Annotated in this window: 18 protein-coding genes and 1 pseudogene; 2 read left to right on the forward strand and 17 right to left on the reverse strand. The window is 37.4% G+C overall.

Annotated features, from left to right (window positions below; genetic code table 11):
- Positions 1–56: 56 nt before the first annotated feature.
- From K5Q14_RS05160 to pheS, 4 genes are all read right to left on the reverse strand, one after another.
- Positions 57–323, reverse strand: coding sequence for a type B 50S ribosomal protein L31 (locus K5Q14_RS05160; RefSeq protein WP_220734765.1), 267 nt, complete (start codon positions 321–323; stop codon positions 57–59).
- Between the two features lie 109 nt (positions 324–432).
- Entirely contained in the window at positions 433–1,719 is a 1,287-nt protein-coding gene (gene murA / locus K5Q14_RS05165) for a UDP-N-acetylglucosamine 1-carboxyvinyltransferase (RefSeq protein ID WP_220734766.1), read from the reverse strand.
- Between the two features lie 81 nt (positions 1,720–1,800).
- Positions 1,801–4,260 (reverse strand): phenylalanine--tRNA ligase subunit beta, encoded by a 2,460-nt coding sequence (gene pheT / locus K5Q14_RS05170; RefSeq protein ID WP_220734767.1) that lies wholly within the window; start codon positions 4,258–4,260, stop codon positions 1,801–1,803.
- Between the two features lie 2 nt (positions 4,261–4,262).
- On the reverse strand, positions 4,263–5,312 hold the full coding sequence (pheS, locus tag K5Q14_RS05175; RefSeq protein ID WP_220734768.1) for a phenylalanine--tRNA ligase subunit alpha: 1,050 nt from the start codon (positions 5,310–5,312) through the stop codon (positions 4,263–4,265).
- 414 nt (positions 5,313–5,726) lie between these two features.
- On the opposite strand from pheS, the gene K5Q14_RS09940 reads away from it, so the two are divergent.
- The gene (locus K5Q14_RS09940; protein WP_505744178.1) at positions 5,727–5,825 is read left to right on the forward strand and encodes a hypothetical protein; all 99 of its coding nucleotides are present in this window, start codon (positions 5,727–5,729) and stop codon (positions 5,823–5,825) included.
- Here K5Q14_RS09940 and K5Q14_RS05180 read toward each other — a convergent pair.
- From K5Q14_RS05180 to K5Q14_RS05200, 5 genes and pseudogenes are all read right to left on the reverse strand, one after another.
- Positions 5,783–6,049: pseudogene (locus tag K5Q14_RS05180) on the reverse strand (winged helix-turn-helix transcriptional regulator); the annotation flags it as partial. The gene K5Q14_RS09940 and the pseudogene K5Q14_RS05180 overlap by 43 nt on opposite strands.
- Before the next feature lie 69 nt (positions 6,050–6,118).
- Complete coding sequence (locus tag K5Q14_RS05185; protein WP_220734770.1) at positions 6,119–6,985, reverse strand: ROK family protein; 867 nt, start codon at positions 6,983–6,985, stop codon at positions 6,119–6,121.
- Between the two features lie 369 nt (positions 6,986–7,354).
- Positions 7,355–7,738 carry a VOC family protein gene (locus K5Q14_RS05190; protein WP_220734771.1) on the reverse strand — a complete coding sequence of 128 codons (384 nt, stop codon included), beginning with the start codon at positions 7,736–7,738 and terminating at the stop codon, positions 7,355–7,357.
- A gap of 62 nt (positions 7,739–7,800) precedes the next feature.
- Entirely contained in the window at positions 7,801–8,535 is a 735-nt protein-coding gene (locus tag K5Q14_RS05195) for a DUF6198 family protein (protein WP_220734772.1), read from the reverse strand.
- A gap of 4 nt (positions 8,536–8,539) precedes the next feature.
- Positions 8,540–9,556 carry a zinc-dependent alcohol dehydrogenase family protein gene (locus K5Q14_RS05200; protein ID WP_220734773.1) on the reverse strand — a complete coding sequence of 339 codons (1,017 nt, stop codon included), beginning with the start codon at positions 9,554–9,556 and terminating at the stop codon, positions 8,540–8,542.
- A gap of 192 nt (positions 9,557–9,748) precedes the next feature.
- Here K5Q14_RS05200 and K5Q14_RS05205 point away from each other — a divergent pair, with 192 nt between their 5' ends.
- Positions 9,749–10,717 (forward strand): LacI family DNA-binding transcriptional regulator, encoded by a 969-nt coding sequence (locus K5Q14_RS05205; RefSeq protein ID WP_220734774.1) that lies wholly within the window; start codon positions 9,749–9,751, stop codon positions 10,715–10,717.
- A 64-nt stretch (positions 10,718–10,781) separates the two neighbouring features.
- Here K5Q14_RS05205 and K5Q14_RS05210 read toward each other — a convergent pair whose 3' ends face one another.
- The 8 genes from K5Q14_RS05210 to K5Q14_RS05245 all read right to left on the reverse strand — a co-directional run bounded on the left by K5Q14_RS05210 (position 10,782) and on the right by K5Q14_RS05245 (position 20,188).
- Positions 10,782–11,699, reverse strand: a complete 918-nt coding sequence (locus K5Q14_RS05210; RefSeq protein ID WP_220734775.1) for a phosphoglycerate dehydrogenase — start codon at positions 11,697–11,699, stop codon at positions 10,782–10,784.
- 45 nt (positions 11,700–11,744) lie between these two features.
- Positions 11,745–12,140: a cytidine deaminase gene (locus K5Q14_RS05215; protein ID WP_281419679.1), complete on the reverse strand. Its 396-nt coding sequence runs from the start codon at positions 12,138–12,140 to the stop codon at positions 11,745–11,747.
- An 84-nt stretch (positions 12,141–12,224) separates the two neighbouring features.
- The gene (pepF, locus tag K5Q14_RS05220) at positions 12,225–14,012 is read right to left on the reverse strand and encodes an oligoendopeptidase F (protein WP_220734777.1); all 1,788 of its coding nucleotides are present in this window, start codon (positions 14,010–14,012) and stop codon (positions 12,225–12,227) included.
- 96 nt (positions 14,013–14,108) lie between these two features.
- Positions 14,109–15,137, reverse strand: a complete 1,029-nt coding sequence (locus K5Q14_RS05225; RefSeq protein WP_220734778.1) for a competence protein CoiA — start codon at positions 15,135–15,137, stop codon at positions 14,109–14,111.
- Between the two features lie 50 nt (positions 15,138–15,187).
- The gene (locus K5Q14_RS05230) at positions 15,188–16,621 is read right to left on the reverse strand and encodes an ABC transporter substrate-binding protein/permease (RefSeq protein WP_220734779.1); all 1,434 of its coding nucleotides are present in this window, start codon (positions 16,619–16,621) and stop codon (positions 15,188–15,190) included.
- Positions 16,622–16,714: 93 nt separating this feature from the next.
- Positions 16,715–17,467, reverse strand: a complete 753-nt coding sequence (locus tag K5Q14_RS05235) for an amino acid ABC transporter ATP-binding protein (RefSeq protein WP_220734780.1) — start codon at positions 17,465–17,467, stop codon at positions 16,715–16,717.
- Entirely contained in the window at positions 17,464–18,912 is a 1,449-nt protein-coding gene (locus K5Q14_RS05240) for an ABC transporter substrate-binding protein/permease (protein WP_220734781.1), read from the reverse strand. The genes K5Q14_RS05235 and K5Q14_RS05240 overlap by 4 nt, the downstream gene beginning before the upstream one ends.
- A 211-nt stretch (positions 18,913–19,123) precedes the next feature.
- Entirely contained in the window at positions 19,124–20,188 is a 1,065-nt protein-coding gene (locus K5Q14_RS05245) for a BMP family lipoprotein (RefSeq protein ID WP_220734782.1), read from the reverse strand.
- Positions 20,189–20,252 lie beyond the last annotated feature (64 nt).

Below are 20,252 nucleotides of genomic sequence, written 5' to 3' on the forward strand. Positions count from 1 at the left end.
TAATTTAAAAAATAAAAGCGTTCACTAAAGTGAACGCTTTTATTAAGAACAATGACTTACTTATCTTCGTTGTTCTTGAAGCCAAATCCAGCAAATTTCTTGTTGAACTTGTCGACTGCACCATCCGCTTGTGTAAACTTCTGTTTACCTGTATAAAATGGATGTGAATCTGATGTGATATCCATACGGATAACTGGGTATTCTGTACCTTCAAAATCAGTTGTATCATTTGATGTTACAGTAGAAGCTGATAAAAACTTCTTACCTGTTGTTGCATCAAGGAAAACAACTGGTTGGTAGTTGGGATGGATTTCTGCTTGCATGGTAATTTCTCCTTAGCGCCCTGATACTTCTGTACCAGAGTCAGTCTATAACTAGTATATTCTAGCATGTTAATAATTAAATTGCAACAACATACTGCATTGCCTATCATTAAGGCATAAGATTAATTAAATCAATGCCTTCAATAGACACTTCAGCACCTAACTGCGTCAGTTTGTGTTGAATACGATCATAACCACGTAAAATGTGATCTGCGTCATTAATAACCGTTTCACCTTCGGCCATAATAGCTGCAATAATCAAAGCAGCGCCTGCTCGAATCTCAGCTGCTTGAACATCTGTTCCAATAAGACGCGGTGAATAATTAATTCGAATTTTACCTGGTTTTTCAGAGTCAATGTCACCGCCCATACGTCGTAATTCAGCAATATGTTTGACTCGCTTTGGATAAATTGTATCTTGAATAGTACTTTCGCCATCCGCCATCAGTAACAATGGTGTTATTGGTTGTTGTAAGTCTGTTGCAAAACCAGGATAAGGCATCGTTTTAATGGCTACTGGTTTCAAATCATCTGATTTATAAACATGAATCATGTCTTCGCCAATATCAAGGTTAACACCCATTTCTATTAACTTTGAAGTATATGATTCCAAATGTTCTGGAATGACATTTTTAATTGTCACACCATCACCAAAAGCCGCAGCCATACTCATGTATGTCCCAGCTTCAATTCGATCTGGAATAACTGTGTGCGTATTTTTTGCCTTTAAACTAGGTACACCTGCAATACGAATTGTATCAGTTCCAGCACCACGAACATTAGCACCCATATTATTTAAAAATGTTGCAATATCAATAATTTCAGGTTCACGTGCTGCATTTTCAATCACAGTTTGACCTTTAGCACGTACTGCAGCTAAAATAATGTTAATTGTGGCCCCAACTGATACTGTATCTAAAGCAATACGAGCACCAATCAAGCCATGATCAGTCGCATCAATATGAATAATATCATTACTTTCAGTAACGGTTGCTCCGAGTGCCTCAAAGCCCTTGATGTGTTGATCTATTGGCCGTCTACCTAAATTGTCACCACCAGGAAATGTCACTGTCGCCCGATTAAAACGTCCAAGCAATGCACCCATAAAGTAATACGATGCACGAAGCGATTTAATCGCACCACTTGGTAGCTCACTTTCTCGAATTTGCGTTGGATCAATATCCAAATTACCATTCGCAAAAACTGAATGAACATTCATCGCATTCAAAATCAATTGTAAATTTTTAACATCCAAGATTTGCGGTACCGTATCAAATTTGACAGGTGTGTCAGCCAAAATAGCGGCTGGAATGAGTGCAACTGTTGAATTTTTTGCGCCACCGATTGTGACCTCACCATGGAGGCGTTTGCCACCGTGTACAATTATTTTAGCCATGAATTTTCCTTGTAAAAGTTATAGTCCAAATTTAATTATACCGTGAAATTAGACCAAACTCAAATTAAATTAGAAAACAACTCAACGCACTTCCACATTAAGTTGTTTAACTAAGGCATCTGTTACTCGCTCAAAGTCTGCATTAATCTCTGCTTCAACTAATGTCTCATCATTATCTTGATAAGTCAAACTATATGCTAATGACCGTTTACCATTTGGCAAATTTTCGCCTGTATAAACGTCAAATAACGTAACATCGACTAATTTACTGCCCGAAGTACGACGAATAACTTGCTCAATTGTAGCATGTTGAACTGATTTACCCACTAACAGAGCTGCATCACGACTCATTTGCGGAAAGCGTGAAATTTTATTGTATTGCACATCACTTTTAGCCGCAGCCATCACGGCAAACAAATCTAACTCAAAACCAAACACTGCTGCCATTTTTTGTGATTTAGTAAGTAGCGGATGAATTTGACCAACAAATCCAAGATAAACATCTGCTGTGTAAATATCTGCTGTTTGACCTGGATGCATATTGGCATGTCGATCTGTTGCAACATATCGTACATTTTCAACACCAATTTGATCCAAATAAGCTGATACAATGCCTTTAATATCATAAAAATCAACAGTACGTGCCTTTTTTAAATGTTGCCAAGAAGAGGCTTCATTATCACCAGTTAAAATCCCAGCAATATGTTCAATTTCGATTGGTAATTCATCATTATTCGCCTTGGCAATAAATACACGACCTTGTTCATAAAGTGCGATATCATGTACAAAATGATTGACATTATAAGCCACATCTTCTAACAAACCTGCTAGTAAATTTTGGCGTGCAGTCGTTCGATCGGAACTCATAGGATAATCTAAAGTCACAACTTTCGCTGTACGATCTTCAGCAAATTGTTGTGCTTTCATAGGCGTTGTCAACGCATAAGAAATGGCCTGATTTAAACCTAAACTTTCCATAATGCGTCGGCTTGCTCTTATTTTTCGTTGTTGCAGTGTTAGTTTTCCAGGCGTTGTAGGGCCATATGGTAATGTCACCGGTAAATTATCATATCCATACAATCGTGCAATTTCTTCAATTAAATCTGCTTCTATACTCATATCTGCGCGTCGTGCTGGTAGCGTTATATCAAGACTGACACCATTGTTTGTATAGTCAAACGCTAATTGTTTGAAAAATACCGTAATATTATCTAAAGTTAACTGAGTCCCTAATATTTTATTAACACGCTCAGCAGTTAGTGATAGCACAATGTTATCACGTTTAGTATCGGCAGCAGTAACCCGTCCACGAGCCACTTGACCGCCAGCGAGTTCATCCGCTAAACTGGCAGCATGATCTAATGCGGTAAAAGTTGCATCCCAGTTTACGCCACGTTCAAATCGTGCCGATGCTTCAGAGTGTAAATTGTGTCTGCGCGCTGTGGCACGTACCAAACTCGGATTAAAAATAGCACCCTCTAACACAATATTTTTCGTATTTTCGTCAACTTCTGAATCTAATCCGCCCATCACACCAGCCAACATCAAAGCCGCTTTATCAGTTGCAATGACAATGTCCTCGCCAGCACGCAAATCACGTTTTTGCCCATCTAAGGTAACTAGCTCTTCACCATTTTCGGCACGACGTACATATATTTTTTGACCGTTTAGTTTGTCCAAATCAAAAGCGTGTAACGGTTGCCCATACATCAACATCATGTAATTAGTAATATCAACTATATTATTGATTGGACGCATGCCAGCATTCCACAACCTTTTTTGCAACCAGAGTGGCGAATCACCAACCTTAACATGATTAACAACCCGCATGGCATATTTCGGTGCCAAACTATCATCGTGAATGATAACAGATATTTGATCACTTGCGGGCGTTTCATATTCTATCAAATCAAAATCTGGTATTGTCACTGACTGTTTGAGCATAGCTCCAAATTCATAAGCTGTTCCAATCATTGACAACATATCCGCACGGTTTGGTGTTAAATCAGTATCCAAAACAGGTTCTGTCATGCCTAAAATGCTCAGTGCATCATCACCAGGCTTAACCTGATCACGGTCATTAAATACATATATACCCGTGTCAAAATCTTTTGGTGCAATTTTATTGTCAAATCCAATTTCCTGCAACGCCACCAACATACCATTAGAATCTTCACCACGTAATTTAACAGGTTTTAACTCGATTAATGCACCTGTTTCATGATTAATAATGTGCGCGCCAACTTTTGCTAGCACAACTAGTTGTCCTTCAGCCACGTTGGGCGCGCCAGTGACCACTTTAGTTAAGGTCGGTTCGCCAATATCTACTTGAGTTATTACCATATGATCTGAATCTGGATGCGGTATCACAGACATAACTTTTGCAACAACCAGTCCGTCTTGTTGTCTAGCTAACGTCGTTGAGTCAGAAATTTCAACGCTTGTTCGTTCCACGTGTTCTGCTAACTCTGCAACAGCATCTGGATTCAAATCAATGCTGTTATTTAAATATTCATTTAACCATTTCAAACTCGTTTTCATACTTAATTACCCTTTCGATTGAATTGTGACAAAAACCGGACATCATTTAAGTAGAACTGACGAATATCATCAACGCCATATTTTAACATGGCAAAGCGATCTGGTCCTAAACCAAACGCAAACGCTGAGTACTTTTCTGGATCAATGCCGTCCATTCTCAACACGTTTGGATGGGTCATGCCCGCTCCCAATACTTCAATCCACTCAATATCTTCTGGCTTCATATCTGGTGTGACATCATTCCATGACACATCGACTTCAACAGAAGGCTCTGTAAACGGAAAATAAGAAGGTCGCATACGAATTTGATGTTTTTCGCCAAACAATTCCTGCATGATTGACAATAGTGTGCCTTTTAAATCAGCCATCGTAATATTTTCGCCAACAACCATCCCCTCCACCTGGTGAAACTGATGTGAATGTGTTGCATCATCTGTATCTCGACGATAAACTTTTCCTGGTGCAATCATTTTTAAGGGACCTTTTGAAAAGTCATGTTTTTCTAAAGAACGTGACTGTACAGGCGACGTTTGCGTTCGAAGTAATATTTCAGGTGTTACATAAAACGTATCTTGCATATCACGCGCTGGATGATCTTTTGGCAAGTTTTCTCGTTCAAAATTATACTCATCTGTTTCCACTTCAGGTGAATCAACCGTATCGTCAATAATTTCAAAGCCCAGGCCTAAAAAATGTTGCTCAATTTCATCAATAATTTGTTGTAACACATGAGGTTGCCCAACTTTATGGGCACTACCAGGCAAGGTGACATCTATCGTCTCTGAAATTAATTGTGCATTTAATTTAGCAGTGTCTTCGCTGGCTTTTTTTTGAGCCAACATATCCGTAATTGTTTGACGGACATCATTACCAATTTCACCAACTTTTTTACGATCTGCTGGCAAGACATCTTTCATGCCCTTCAATAAAGCAGTTAGTTGACCCTTTTTACCTAACAAGCTCACTCGCAGTGATTCAATGTCTGCCCCTGTGGCATTAATACGTTTCACCGCGTCAGCTTTTAGTGTTGTTAGATCTTCAATTAAACTCATAAACATGTCCTTTCAATTCTGAATATAAATTTAGTGGCTTAAAAATCACTAAATTTATATCCAAATAACAAAAAAATCCCACGCTGTCTAAAAAGACAACATGGGACGTTAACTACCGTGGTACCACCCAAATTTCTGGTTGACACCAGCTTTAATGACTGTAACATGGCCAAACGTTGACGATTAAGTCAAACACTCCTGACTGAAATTCATTATAGTCCCCAACATGATACTTTCACCAAAAATATACCATTCGCTTTTGTTAAAAACATAATTACTAGGTCATTCACCGTGCATTTTAATTTAATAATTAATTATTTTTGCATCATGTTAAGTAACCACACAACACATCTATACAACTAGTATATCACGCAACAGCATCAGTGTCGTTATTTTTTTGTTTGTGCCACATTATTGTATTTATCAGACCATTCGTGGACAGCCGCCATCATTGGTCTCATCGCTTCACCAGCTGGGGTTAACTTGTACTCAATTAAACTAGAATTTTCATAAGTCACCCGATTAATTAAATGTTCCGACTCTAATTCTTTTAACCGCTCCACTAATACACGATCAGAACAAACTGGAATAGCGCGCGAAATCTCTAAAAATCGTTTAGGACCGCTAATCAATAATGTCTCAATAATTAAACCATTCCACTTGCGTCCAAGAATCTGAAAAGTACTAGTAAAATTCTGACAGAGTAAGTCTTCTGTATGTTCTGCTAATTTTGTCATTTTTTATCCTCGAAATTATTATGTGTTAATAATAACATAGAATAGCGCCATTAACAAAAAGTAAGCAAATTAAAGTAATGTTTTAGCCAAATAGAAGCAACCCAAAATACCAGCGTTATCACCATTTGCTACAGGAACAATATAATCCTCTAAATCAGGCACTTCAAGATAATCACTCATCTGCTCGGAAAAGCTTTCACGAATTAACGGGAACAAAATATCTCGATGTGGCACACCGCCACCCAAAATAATTTTCTCAGGACGTAAAATCATTGTATAGTCCAGCGCTGCTTGTGCGATATAATAAGCTTCAATTTTCCAAGCAATGTCATCGTCTGGAATCTCTTTAGCACTCACGCCCCAACGCTCTTCAATTGCTGGTCCAGCAGCCAATCCTTCTAAACAGTTATCACCGTGAAATGGGCAATGTCCTGCATAATTATCTTCTGGATGTTTTTGTAAGAAAATATGCCCAGCTTCTGGATGACCATAACCACTAAGTAGGTGTCCATTTGAAACAATACCAGCACCAATACCTGTTCCAACAGTCAAATAAACCATATTTTGAACATCTTTTGCTGCACCTGTTTCAAATTCAGCCCAACCTGCACCGTTGACATCAGTCGTCCAAAAGAAGGGAATATCACGCCATGCTTTCATACGACCAAGAAAATCATAACCTGACCAGCCACGTTTTGGCGTGTCTAACACGTAACCATATGTCTGCGATCCTTTAACAATGTCAATTGGTCCAAATGCGGCAATTCCAATTGCATCGATATTTTCAAACTTATCAAAAAACGCAATAACTTGATCTAATGTTTTCTCACCATCTAGCGTTGGAAACGCAGCACGTTCAACAACGTTATAGTTCTCATCAGCAACAGCAACAACAAACTTTGTGCCACCTGCTTCAATTGCTCCTAATAATCCCATGATTTTTCCCTTTTCCTGTGCATTTTACCAAATTCACCTATCATTTAACTATCGTCGTTACTTATTCGACTAACGTTAAAACACCGCTAACTAAATGACAACGTGAATTTGTATCACTTTATTTTGAATGAACACATCATATTGACTGTTTAAACAACATATAAAGCGCTTACATATATAGTTTAATCGATTTGATCACTGTATGTCAAGCGCTCAACAGCATTTTTTATAAACTTTATGCAATCATTCAATTGGCAGTTGTTTATTCTTGCTATAAACTGCTAAAACAATCTCACAAAGAAAAAAACCTCTTAAGCTCACACATCATAAAGCAATGCGTGGTCTAAAAGAGGTTCATTTGATAATCTATTACTTAACAATCTCACAAAATTCAACAATAACAGCATCTGGGCCTTCTATATTAAAGAATTTAATACCTTTTTCCCAAAAAGCCAAATGTTGGACTTCACTGTCAATCAACTTAAAGCCTTCGGCTTTTGCTGCAACAAATGCTTTATCAGCATTTGTTGTGTCCATTGAAATATGGTTAATAGCACCCGGCTTGCCAGCAACTTCATCTTGTTGCCATGTTTCAATCACTAGATTGTCACGTTGCATAAAGATGACATTACCAACTGGAAAATCACCAGCCTTTTTAAAGCCTAACTTTGTCCAAAAACTCTCAGCAACTGCCAAGTCTTTGGTTGGGATACCAATATGTTGGACTCCTGAATAATAATCTGAAAATGACATGTGACATTCCTCCTATACTTTACGTTTTTGGCGGTTGACTACTTTGAGCCGCCACTTTCGAATCAAATACCTTGATGCTTTAGACCAGGAAATACAAACTTGTCTCCCCAACCTGTTATACCACCTTGAAATAGAAAGGCAAATACTGTTCCTAACCCATAATTTGAAAAGTCAGGTAGCATAAAGATAGCGATAATACCAATAATTGTGGGTGGAATATAAGACGCCCACATGGCCTTTGCTGCAGAACCCTTAAAGTATTTAAATCGTAGAATCTGCATCAAATCGTCTGCTGGATGCAATATCAAATTAACACGTTGGTAAATTGATATGGCCAGTGCAATCATAATCACACCGATAAAATTCAAAACAGTATAACCTATTGTCATAGCAATACCATGTGCATCTGGTAGTATTTTTGAAAACATATCCGCAAAAAAACTAATTAATAGCGAGAAAGGTACCATGAAAGCAACATTCCCGACAAATTTACGCCAATTAAAGTGGCCTTGCAAAAAAACATTTAAAATAGCTGTCAAAACACCTACAACAAAGAATATCCAACCTAAACTGGCACTATTCCCACCAAAAGCCGCTTTATTGAAGCCTGCTTGTGCAGCAGTCCAATAAGCTGATCCTAAGAAAGTTGGGTGAATCTTTTGACTGGTAACGACTGTCAAGACATTACCAGCTGCGTTGATTATCAAAGAGAAGACAAAATATGATAAGGAAGCGCCAATCGTAAGCGTACGACCTCGACTACTGGTCGCTTTAGTTGTTACGTTTTTAGCGGTCATATCTTTATGCCTCTTCTCCACCAACCTTCACAACGGCCTTTGAGACAACCCCAAGCTTACCGTTTACGAAGTCATCAACAGTTTTGTAATCCAATTCATGAGACATAAGAGATTCGACATCCAATTTTCCAGATGAGAGCAAAGCTAATGAATCTTCAAATGCATTTGGATTGATAAATGAACCTTGAATTGTCAATTGCTTTTGGAAAATTTCATAAGTATTCATTTCAAACTTAGCATCAGGTCCACCAACACCAAACATCAAAACTTGTCCACCACGAGCTGCTGCTTCAATAGCTGCTTCTTGTGTTTGTGGCATACCAACAGCTTCAATGACAACGTCATATTCTGCGTCAGGGATCTTGTCACCCTTCATTGTGTTGTATATGTTTTTAGCACCGAACTTTTCTTTGTTCATTGCAAGCTTTTCATCGACAATACCAGCCAAATCAACTTGGTGGATACCATATGCTTGCAAAAGTTGAACAAACAATTCGCCCATGAAGCCATCACCAATAACTAAAGCCTTTTGGTAAGGTGTCACCTTAAGCAATTGGATACCATGAACAGCACATGAAATAGGTTCAACCACAGCAGCTGACTTCAATGATACGTTGTCAGGAATTGGATAAACAACTGAGGCTGGTGCTGTAAAGTATTCTTCAAAACCACCATCACGTGTGACACCAACAGCTGATAAGTTTTCGCATAGTTCTGGACGTCCTGTACGGCAGAACTTGCATTGTCCACAATAGATGTTAGGATCTACTGTGACACGGTCACCAACTTTAACATTTGTCACTGCCGAACCGATTTCAGCAACAACACCTGAATTTTCGTGTCCCAAAACAATAGGAGGTACAGCAGGTGCTGAACCAGGTAAACCAGCATACAAAGCATGATCTGTTCCACAGATACCTGCAAATGCTGTATGGATTTTAACCTCGTTTGGTTTAACTTCTGGCTGCTTAAGATCTTGCAGCTCTAATGATTTGATGCCTGTTAATACTAATGCTTCCATGATAAATTCTCCTTTTTCTGATTGTGATTACTGTAACTTACATGGACAATATTATACCTTACATTTTTATTTGTCAAGCGTTAACTGCTATAAAAAAATACTAAAAAATGCGTTGGAAAACAGTGTATAATGGATTATATAAACTCAAAAATATAAAGAGTACGTTCTCTTTGCCCTTGGAGGCCTATAATTATGGTTGCAAAATTAAATGACGTCGCTGAACTAGCCGGCGTTTCTGTTACAACAGTATCGCGTGTTATTAACAATTATGGTTCACTTAGTAAAAAAACAATTGATAAAGTTCATGCAGCAATGCGTGAACTGCGTTATCAACCGAATGCGATGGCACGCTCATTGCAAGGTAAATCATCACAATTTATCGGATTGATTTTTCCAAATATTCAAAACCCATTTTTTACAGCCTTAACTAATGAAATAGAGCAAATTTTGTTTGAAAAAGGTTACAAAGTAATTATTGCTACTAGTGCTAACAACGTCGAAAAAGAGCAACAATATCTCCAAATGTTGGCAGCAAACCAAGTTGAAGGCATTATCACATCTTCGCATAATCTTGACATTGAAACTTATAAAGATACTTTCTTACCAATTGTGTCATATGATCGTTATTTGTCAGACAATATTCCAATTGTATCTGAAGACAACTATCGCGGTGGCTATCTACTTGGTGAGTATCTTGTATCAAAAGGTGCTAAAAATTTATTGATGTTGTCTGATGATGATCACTCTAACTCACCAACTACGAAACGTTATCAAGGATTTTCAGATGCTGTGAGTGACCATAGTCATTTAGCAACTCAAAATCGAAGTTCTAATGTTATTTCAACAAAAGATGATATTCAAATGATTGTCAATTATGTCATTTCTGAAAATATTGATGGTATATTTGCCTATAATGATATTATGGCTATTCAATTGCAAAATGCGCTGAGAGATGCCAACGTTCGTGTCCCAGAAGATACGATCGTCGTTGGTTACGATGGCTCACCAATTGTTCAATTACTCCATCCCGACCTACCTACAATTATCCAACCAATCCAACAAGCAGCGCAACGTTTAATCGATACGCTATTTCACGAAATTGATAACCAAGTGTTTACAGAATCTGATATGCTACCTGTTACATTGTATATCCCAAAATAAAAAAATTCCTAATGTAAAGCGGCAGGCTGAGATTAATATGATCTCAGCCTGCCACTTTACATTTTTAATTCACTTTATAACGTGGTTCTTGACCATTTAGTACGCGCACAACTTCTTCTGCAGCGGTTAAGCCAACTGTATCAAAAGCCTCACGTGATTTTGCTGCAACATGTGGTGTAACAAAAACATTAGGCAAAGACAACAACTCATTATCTTCACTAATTGGTTCAACAGCGACGACATCTAAACCAGCACCGGCAATTTCTCCAGACTTCAAAGCATGAATTAACGCTTGTTCATCAATAACTGTTCCTCTACCAATATTAACCAATACTGCATTTGATTTCATTTTCTTGAAAACAACCCTATCAATCATATTGTTGGTTTCAGGTGTTGCGGGTAGCGCCATCACCACAAAATCAGACTGTGTGTAAATCTCTTCAAGTGACGCCATACGACCATTTTCAACTACCTTGTTATGTCTAGCATACGCCAATACCTTAACGTTAAAGCCAGTCAATAATTGATCAATTTTTTGACCTATTGCACCAAAGCCGATTATGCCAACAGTTTTATTTGTAACCTCTTGACCTATCTTTATGTTATTCACATCTTCAGTAATACTTAGACGTTGTTGATAAAATAAACGTCCAGCCATCAGCATGTGCATAACAGCAGTTTCAGCTACTGCCGTTGCATTTGCTCCTGGCGTATTAGTCACAATAATACCATGTGCATCAGCATCATCTAAGTTTACGTTATCGTAGCCAACACCATAGCGCGCAATCACCTTCAGCTTTGGCATTTGAGACAGTACTTGTTCTGACACCGGATGCATCATTAAAATCATGCCATCCACATCTGGGTGTGCAGTGAAGTCGTTATCATCATGTTGTTTATTTGAAATAACGTCAATATCATTTGCTTTCAAATAAGTAATTGCCGTTTCCGCAATTTCATCAAATACTAATACTTTTTTCATGTTGACTCCCTTACTATTCTAAATAAGTTCTCATATGTTTTCTAACTATTTTAAAGCATTAAAAGAACCTGGCATTAACCTTGCAATAGTGGTTTTGATTTCTTTGCCGCTATCATTAATTAACCAAATCGGCATTTCAGGTTCAAAAAATTCTACCATGACTTGTCGACAAGCACCGCAAGGAGCAATCGGTTCATCAGTATGTCCAGCAATAACCAATCCTTTAAATTGCCTATATCCAGAAGCAACGGCACTAAAAATAGCTGTTCTTTCTGCACAGTTTGTTAAGCCAAATGATACATTTTCGATATTCACACCTTTAAATATGGTATCATCGTCCGTTAATAACGCTGCTCCCACCGGAAAATGTGAATAAGGCGTATACGTGTGATTGAGCGCTTCAAGTGCCACATCAACTAATTGTTGTGGCGCCATTGTCATTTTTACTGTCTCCTGCTCATTATTCATGATTATACCATCCTATTCATCGCACTTTTTGAATCAGTAACATATCCTATTTACTAGTTACTTGACTAATAATGATTCCAATTGATTTAATCGTGTTTCAAACACATTAAACGCCTGCTTTAAATAATCTGCTTGACTCATGTCCACGCCAGCTTTTGAAATCACATTCAGAGGATAGTCCGATGAACCGGCCTTTAAATAGGCTTTATAATCTTCTGCACCACCATGTTTAACAATGCGCTCTGCTAATGTCGTCGCTGCTGCTTCACCAGTAGCATATTGATAAACATAGTAATTATAATAAAAATGTGGTATTCTTGTCCATTCATAGGCAATTTCTTCATCTGGAAACAAATCTGGCCCATAATATTTTTGGTTAAGTTCACTATAATATGTGCTCATTTTATCAGCAGTCAACGCGACACCTGCTGCGCTTTGCTCATGAATCCAATTTTCAAATTCCGCAAATTGCGTTTGACGAAAAACAGTTCCTTTAAAGCCATCGAGATATTGATTCAACACATACGCTTGAAATTTAGGATCATTATTTGTTTTTAGCAAATAATCTGTTAGTAAACTTTCATTAGTTGTTGAAGCAATTTCCGCTAAGAAAATCGGATAATCGCCATAATGATAGTCTTGGCTATGTCGTGTTAGATAGGAATGAACTGAATGTCCCATTTCATGAGCCAATGTATACACATTATTTAAATTATTTTGCCAGTTTAACAAAATAAAGGGGTTGGTATCATAAGTACCACTCGAATATGCCCCTGAGCGTTTTCCTTTATTTTCGACAACATCAATCCAACGTTCGGCAAATGCTTTTTTAACAATGTCAAGGTAATCTTGACCTAATGGTGCTAAAGCAGCTAACACGATTTCTTGCGCTTTTGCATATGTGACGTCAAAATCAACTTCATCCACCAATGGTACATACAAATCATAACTATGTACATCTGTCACATTTAAGATTTTTTTACGCAATGACACAAAACGATGCAACAACGGTAAATTAGCCGTTACCGTTTGACTTAACGTATCAAAAACAGTCGTTGGGACGTTGTGTGGTAAAATAGCCGCTTCGCGTGCTGAATTATAATGCCGCACTTTAGCTAAGAAGTTATGTCCTTTAATATGCGATGACAACGTTGAAGCGAATGTGTTTTGCAAACCGATGTAACTGTCATACAGTGTTTCAAATGCTTCACGCCGTAAATCACGTGACTTTGATTCACGTAGCAGGCTATAAAGGCCATTAGTCAATGGCACAATTTCACCATCCTCTGTATGTACATCCCCAAAAGTTATATCTGAATTATCAAGCGCACCAAACGTATTCTCTGACGCGTTAAAGATATCACCCACACCAGCTAATAATTTTTCTTGTTCGGCAGGTAAAGTATGTGGCTTTAAAGCACGTAATGTTTCAAATAAATGTGCGTACGGCTGTAAGCCATCAGTCTTTAAATAAGCTGCCAACTTATCATCAGGTATGTTTAAAACTTCTGGTTGGAAATATGCTGTTGCCTGACTTACTTCAGCCCAAAGTGCCTGTACGCGTGAGTTGAAAGCTGCATATGATTGATTTGTTGTATCTTGATCATAAATTTGATGTGCATATACATACACTTTTTCCAACGCACGTTCTATTTTCAAATCAGCCTCTAACGCTGATTGTAGTAACGCAGCTGAATCGCCAACATGTCCAACAAAACGACTCAACATGTCCGTTTCCTGTTGAACAGCAGCAAAAGCTAATTCCCAGTCATTATCAGAAGCAAAAATTGTAGACAGATCCCAAGTGAGATCTTCAGGTACTTCATTACGTAATAGTTGTGCCATAATATTAACGTACAGCAATCGTTCTTAAAGCCAAATCGACTTTAGAAGGTCAAACTGCCATTTCTCCTCTACATGATATAATATCTTATTTTATCACTATTTTCTCACCTTACCTAGTTTTTCTTGCATAGATTCATACCATAAGGGTAAACGCGCTACTAATAGGTATTGGTTTTTCTGAACAATATATTTTCTTTGTACAAGTTCAGTCAAAAGACTGATAGCTTGTTGCGTTTTAAATTCTTGATTACCTAAAACATAATTTTTTAATTTAGTTAAAAAAATATCTTGATGCACAACGTTTCCCATGCCTATATACTCAATAAGTAGTAACGATATAATGCGCCAATGCCAATTGGGAATAGATAGTCCAAAATGATAACCTTGATGAATCCAAAGTGGTGCATTAAGTAGCAATCGTTGATGTTGATAAAGATACCGTACTATTTTTTCATCTATGCGTTTTTGAATCAATAAATTTTGTAACTTATAAATTTGTTTGTGAATATCAACTCGTGATTTACCATCAATTGTACTTGTTTCAAATAAACGATGACTCTGTTTTTCTGTATAACTGACACGTTCAAAATCGTATTTTTTAAAATTTGTACGATGACTAAATTTTTCAATATTTGGTAAATAAAATGTTAACTGTCCTTGCACTAAGAATTTTAAAATTGTTGTTTGCGTCATATTTTTAACATAGTAGTTATGACCTAAAATCCAAATAACATCAATTTTTTGACTGCTATAACCTGCATTCCGCTGATCAAGCTTTCGCTGTGAAATGGGACTGCATTGATATTCAATCGCTATTTGTCTATGCCCACTTTGCATTAAAAGATCAGGTCGTTGATTAATTTCTGGTATCACTGCTTCAATTTTGATATCCCCGAACTGCTGTAATTGTGCCGCTAGTTGTAACTTTCCAGCTAAGTGCTGTGTCGTTTCATTTTCTGAAAATGTTTCACAGGTAGATTTTGAATAATGGGCGAAATGTTTTTGTTTGATATCACCACTTTTGAGTATAACCTTTTCTTTGCAACCCGGACATATAAATTGTTGATTTTTACTCGCATCGGTTGCTCTGACATATTGTTGATTATCATTAAGTGCTATGATCATAAAAAAGCGCCTCCAATTCATCATACGAATTGGAGGCGCTTTTTTCATAATTATTTCAATTTCTTCTCTACCCAATTACTTAACCAAGTTAATAATGTAATAACGATTAAATAAATCACAGCTATAATTGCCCACACTCTGAATCCTTGGGAATTACGAGCAACAATTAGCGTGCCTGTTTGCGTCAATTCTAGTAAACCAATGGCTGACAAAATTGACGTGTCTTTTAACGTAATAATAAACTGGTTAATAAAACTTGGTATCATGATACGCAACCCTTGTGGTATGATAACACGACGCATAGCGCTACCATATGGCAGTCCCAGTGAACGCGCAGCTTCCATTTGCCCCTGGTGAACTGCTTCAAATCCACCACGCACAAACGCACCAGTATACGCACCCTCGTTTAGAATTAAGGTGATAATTCCTGCTGTAAATGCTGGAATTTTAACGCCTGTCACACCTGGCAAACCAATATAAATAAAGAATGCCAATACCATCAATGGTAGTCCGCGAAAAATATAAACAGTGGTTGTCGAAATGGCACGAATCCACCGGTATTCACTAACGCCCATAACACCCAATAATATACCCCAAACTGAAGCTAAAATGATGGCTATGACTGTGAGTTGAAGCGTTTGCCATAAACCTTTTAATAAGGCAGCTTTATTTGATGCCATAATACCCAAAATAGAGCTATTATCTTTCTTAGTACCTGAGAAAGTTGACTGACTGGCACCAAGATATTTCGCTACAATCTTATCATATGTCCCATCTTTTTTAATAGCAGCAAAGCCACGATTAAATGAAGCTAATAAAATTTTATTTTTATTTTTTTCAACGGCAAATCCATATGAACCAGCATTCCCTGGTTTATTAGCATTCATCACCTTTAAAGCCATACCGTTTTTGATAGCATATTGAATAACCGGCATATCCTCAAATGTTGCCGCTGAATTACCAACAACAACATCATTGTACATCGTATCGGTATCATTAAAGTACTTCACTTTAAAACCATACTTTTCCTGTAATGATTTACCATACTCCGAAGCGGCTGTGCCAGTTTTCAAAGCGACTGTTTGGCCCTTTAAATCATTTAATGACTTAATTTTACTGTTTTTGCCAACAATCCATGCCACACCAGTTTTGTAATAAGGTGTTGAAAAATCATAAACTTCTTTACGTTCAGGTGTGATTGACATACCCGCAATAATGCCATCAGCTTGACCATTAGAGACAAGTTGCGCCGCTGAATTATAACTCATAGGGCGCATAGTATAGGTGAATCCTTCTCGCTTTGCAATAGCTTTCATAGTATCTTGTTCTATACCAACATAGTTACTATCTTTATCTTGAAAAGTAAATGGCGCATAAGTTGCATCCGTCGTAATTGTATAATGTGGTTCAGCTGCCTGAACTGTTGATACAAATGTAAACAATGTAACAAGTGTTGCCAACCCTAGTAAACATTTTTTAAACATTTTTTGATATTCTCCCATATCTCACAAAAAAGTCGACCATGTGGTCGGCTTTTTTATCTATTTTAACACATATCATAATATACACTACTTTGTTTACGCATGCATAACTTTACTTAAAAATTCTTGTAGTCGTTCATTCTTTGGTGCATTAAAGACTTGATCAGGTGTGCCTGATTCTTGAATTTTACCTGATTCGAAGAACACAACGCGATCTGCTACTTGCTTAGCAAAACCCATTTCGTGTGTGACAATAATCATCGTCATACCAGATTCGGCTAAATTCTTCATGACTTCTAACACATCACCCACCATTTCAGGATCCAATGCTGAAGTTGGTTCATCAAAGAGCATCACATCTGGTTCCATTGCTAAAGCACGGGCAATGGCAATACGTTGCTTTTGACCACCAGATAACGAATTCACTGATACATCGGCCTTATCAACCAAATCAACTGTTTCAAGAAGTTCCCGTGCTTTTTTTTCTGCCGCAACTTTATCTAATTTTCCAAGCTCTACAGGTGCTAACATGATGTTTTCTAGTACAGTATAATTATTAAACAAATTAAAATTTTGAAATACCATACCGATATTTTCACGTACTTTATTAATATCAGTGGTTTTTTCAGAAATATCAAAACCATCAACGACAATCGTACCATTATCTGGTGTTTCTAATTGATTTAACATACGAAGAAATGTTGATTTTCCAGATCCTGAAGGACCAATCATAACCACCACTTCATTTTCAGCTATATCTAATGAAATATCACGTAAAACGTGGTTCTCACCATATGATTTATTAACTTTTTCAACATGTACTTTTACTTTATTTTTTGTCTCACTCATGCACGTGTCCTCTTTTCTACCCAGTTACTCAACCATGTCAGCAAAGTAATTACAATTAAGTATATCACAGCCACAATTGCCCATACTCTAAATCCTTGTGAGTTACGAGAAACAATCAAAGATCCCGTTTGTGTTAACTCTAAAATACCAATTGCTGATAAAATAGAAGTGTCTTTTAACGTGATAATAAATTGATTAATAAAGCTTGGTATCATAATTTTCAAACCTTGTGGCACAATCACCTTACGCATAGACTTAGCATAAGACAATCCGAGAGATCTTGATGCCTCCATTTGGCCACTATCCACAGCTGCAAACCCACCGCGAACAAAGGCCGCGGTATAGGCACCTTCATTTAAGACCAACGTTAACAATCCAGCAGTAAACGCTGGAATTTTCATACCAATAACACCAGGTAAGCCAATATAGATAAAGAATGCTAGTACCATTAGTGGTAAGCCACGGAAAATATAAATGATAGTTGTTGATATTCCTCGGAACAACGCGTTTTGGCTGACACCCATGACACCAAGTAAAATACCCCAAATAGATGCCAAGATAATTGCTAAAATAGTCAGCAGCATTGTCTGCCACAAACCCTTTAAGAAAGCGCCATTATTAGCTTTTAATATACCGAGCACTGAACTGTTATCTTGTTTGCTTCCAGTAAATTTAGTCGCGCTGGCGCCTAGATATTTAGCAACAATTTTATCATAAGTACCATCTTTTTTTATCTCTGCAAAACCACGATTAAAAGCAGTTAACAACTTCGTATTTTTACCTTTTTGAACACCAAATCCATACCAGCCTGCTTGAATTGGTGATTTTGAATTCATAACTTTTAATTGCGTGCCATTCTTTACAGCATATTGAATAACAGGTAAATCACCAAAAGTTGCTTGTGAATTACCATTGATTACATCATTGTATAACGTATCAGAATCATTAAAATAGGTCACTTTGAAACCATATTTTTTTTGAACTGACAACGCATAGTCAGCCCCTGACGTACCTGTTTTCAAAGCGACAGTCTGCCCTTTTAAATCATCTAAGGACTTAATATTTGACCCCTTTTTGACCGCCCAGCCAATGCCTGATCGATAATAAGGTGTGCCAAAATCAAATACCGCCTTACGCTCTTCTGTAATTGACATACCAGCAATAACACCATCAGCCTGTCCCGAAGATACTGACTGTGTCGCAGCATTAAAACTCATAGGTTTTAATGTGTACGTAAATCCTTGCCGTTTAGCAATAGTTTTTAAGATTTCTTGATCAATACCTGTGTATTGATTATTCTTGTCTTGAAAATCAAATGGTGGATAGGTTGCATCTGTTGTAATAATGTAATTTGGCGTTGGCGCCGCATCAACATCACTGCTCGTGATAACAAATACTAGCAACGATAGCAGTCCGACAATTAAAAGTTTTACTGTTTTTTTCATAATAACTCCATTTTACCAAAATAGATATGATTACAAGCGTTTCAATGTTAGGTTCTTTGACACACTTATTATTTTACTTATTCAATGATAATAATATTAATGTTTTTTGATGTAAAAACACCTCGCAAATTAACCGTTAGTACTGGTTAATATTCTACGAAGTGTGCCATTATCACATTATCTTTTATTAAAAACTGACTTTAATGATTATTTATGGATGTACTGGTACTTTAATGTCACCAGCAATAATTTTCTTTTGTGCCAACTGTACTGCTGACCACACGTTGTCGGAAGCCGAATCCTTAGCTAGAGCAACACCCTTCTCTTTTAAGCCATATGTAATTGTTTTTCCGCCTGGGAAATTACCCTTACGACCATCATTTGAAAGCGACTCAACTGCATGATCGACACGTTTAACTGCCGAAACAAGTGTAAAGTTTGACTTTTCATTATTTTTAGCTGTGTAAGCTCCGTCTTGTTTTTGATCCATATCAACACCAATCACCCAGACTTTATCGTTGGCATCAGCTGTCAATTTTTGATTATTAGCTTTTGCCTCAGAGAAAACACCTGACCCTGAACCACCAGCTGCTTGGAAAATAACATCCGCACCACCAGCTACCATTGATGCAGCGATAGTTTTGCCTTTGGCAGCATCAGTAAACGAATCAGCATACTGTGTTACAATTTTAATATTTGGGTCTGTTGCTGCAACGCCCGCCTTGAATCCTGCTTCAAATGTATCGATAATATCACCATGAATACCACCAATAAAGCCAACTGTTTTTGACTTTGTTTGTTTAGCTGCTGCAACACCAGCTAAATATGATGACTGTTCTGATTTGAACATCAACGATGCCACATTTTTATCAGGAATTACTGAGTCAATAATCGCAAATTGTGTCTTTGGATTAGCTTTAGCAACTGTATTCATTGCTGGCGCTGCAGCAAATCCAACACCGTAGACTAATTTATAACCACCTTTGACTGCAGTTTGCAAATTTGTTTTGATATCCGATGTATCAGCACTTTGAAAATAATTAAAACCCTGTGTGCCTTGTTTAAGTTTATTATCTTTACCATAGGCCTTTAAACCAGACCATGCCGATTGGTTAAAAGAGCGATCATCTACACCACCACCATCAGTCACTAATGCAACTGTGTAGTTGTTTTTACCCGTTGACTGCGAGCTACCACCTCGTGTAGCAGCATAGATACCACCACCAATGACTGCGACTGCAATAACACCAATACCAATTTGTGCTGAACGTTGCATAATTAAAAATGTGTGTAAGTACCCAGAAAATTGACTTACACTCTCCTCTCAAAAAGTTATATAT

This window comes from Leuconostoc inhae, from assembly GCF_019656015.1.
In the GTDB taxonomy this organism is placed as follows: Bacteria; Bacillota; Bacilli; order Lactobacillales; family Lactobacillaceae; genus Leuconostoc; species Leuconostoc inhae_A.

Excerpts from the sequence above, each read along its gene's own strand:
- K5Q14_RS05185 (WP_220734770.1), bottom strand. The coding sequence starts at position 6,985 with ATGGGATTATTAGGAGCAATTGAAGCAGGTGGCACAAAGTTTGTTGTT.
- pheT (WP_220734767.1), bottom strand. The coding sequence starts at position 4,260 with ATGAAAACGAGTTTGAAATGGTTAAATGAATATTTAAATAACAGCATT.
- K5Q14_RS05205 (WP_220734774.1), top strand. The coding sequence starts at position 9,749 with ATGGTTGCAAAATTAAATGACGTCGCTGAACTAGCCGGCGTTTCTGTT.
- murA (WP_220734766.1), bottom strand. The coding sequence starts at position 1,719 with ATGGCTAAAATAATTGTACACGGTGGCAAACGCCTCCATGGTGAGGTC.
- K5Q14_RS05200 (WP_220734773.1), bottom strand. The coding sequence starts at position 9,556 with ATGGAAGCATTAGTATTAACAGGCATCAAATCATTAGAGCTGCAAGAT.
- K5Q14_RS05225 (WP_220734778.1), bottom strand. The coding sequence starts at position 15,137 with ATGATCATAGCACTTAATGATAATCAACAATATGTCAGAGCAACCGAT.
- K5Q14_RS05210 (WP_220734775.1), bottom strand. The coding sequence starts at position 11,699 with ATGAAAAAAGTATTAGTATTTGATGAAATTGCGGAAACGGCAATTACT.
- K5Q14_RS05230 (WP_220734779.1), bottom strand. The coding sequence starts at position 16,621 with ATGTTTAAAAAATGTTTACTAGGGTTGGCAACACTTGTTACATTGTTT.
- K5Q14_RS05160 (WP_220734765.1), bottom strand. The coding sequence starts at position 323 with ATGCAAGCAGAAATCCATCCCAACTACCAACCAGTTGTTTTCCTTGAT.
- K5Q14_RS05240 (WP_220734781.1), bottom strand. The coding sequence starts at position 18,912 with ATGAAAAAAACAGTAAAACTTTTAATTGTCGGACTGCTATCGTTGCTA.
- K5Q14_RS05195 (WP_220734772.1), bottom strand. The coding sequence starts at position 8,535 with ATGACCGCTAAAAACGTAACAACTAAAGCGACCAGTAGTCGAGGTCGT.
- K5Q14_RS05215 (WP_281419679.1), bottom strand. The coding sequence starts at position 12,140 with ATGACAATGGCGCCACAACAATTAGTTGATGTGGCACTTGAAGCGCTC.
- K5Q14_RS05245 (WP_220734782.1), bottom strand. The coding sequence starts at position 20,188 with ATGCAACGTTCAGCACAAATTGGTATTGGTGTTATTGCAGTCGCAGTC.
- pepF (WP_220734777.1), bottom strand. The coding sequence starts at position 14,012 with ATGGCACAACTATTACGTAATGAAGTACCTGAAGATCTCACTTGGGAT.
- pheS (WP_220734768.1), bottom strand. The coding sequence starts at position 5,312 with ATGAGTTTAATTGAAGATCTAACAACACTAAAAGCTGACGCGGTGAAA.
- K5Q14_RS05235 (WP_220734780.1), bottom strand. The coding sequence starts at position 17,467 with ATGAGTGAGACAAAAAATAAAGTAAAAGTACATGTTGAAAAAGTTAAT.
- K5Q14_RS05190 (WP_220734771.1), bottom strand. The coding sequence starts at position 7,738 with ATGTCATTTTCAGATTATTATTCAGGAGTCCAACATATTGGTATCCCA.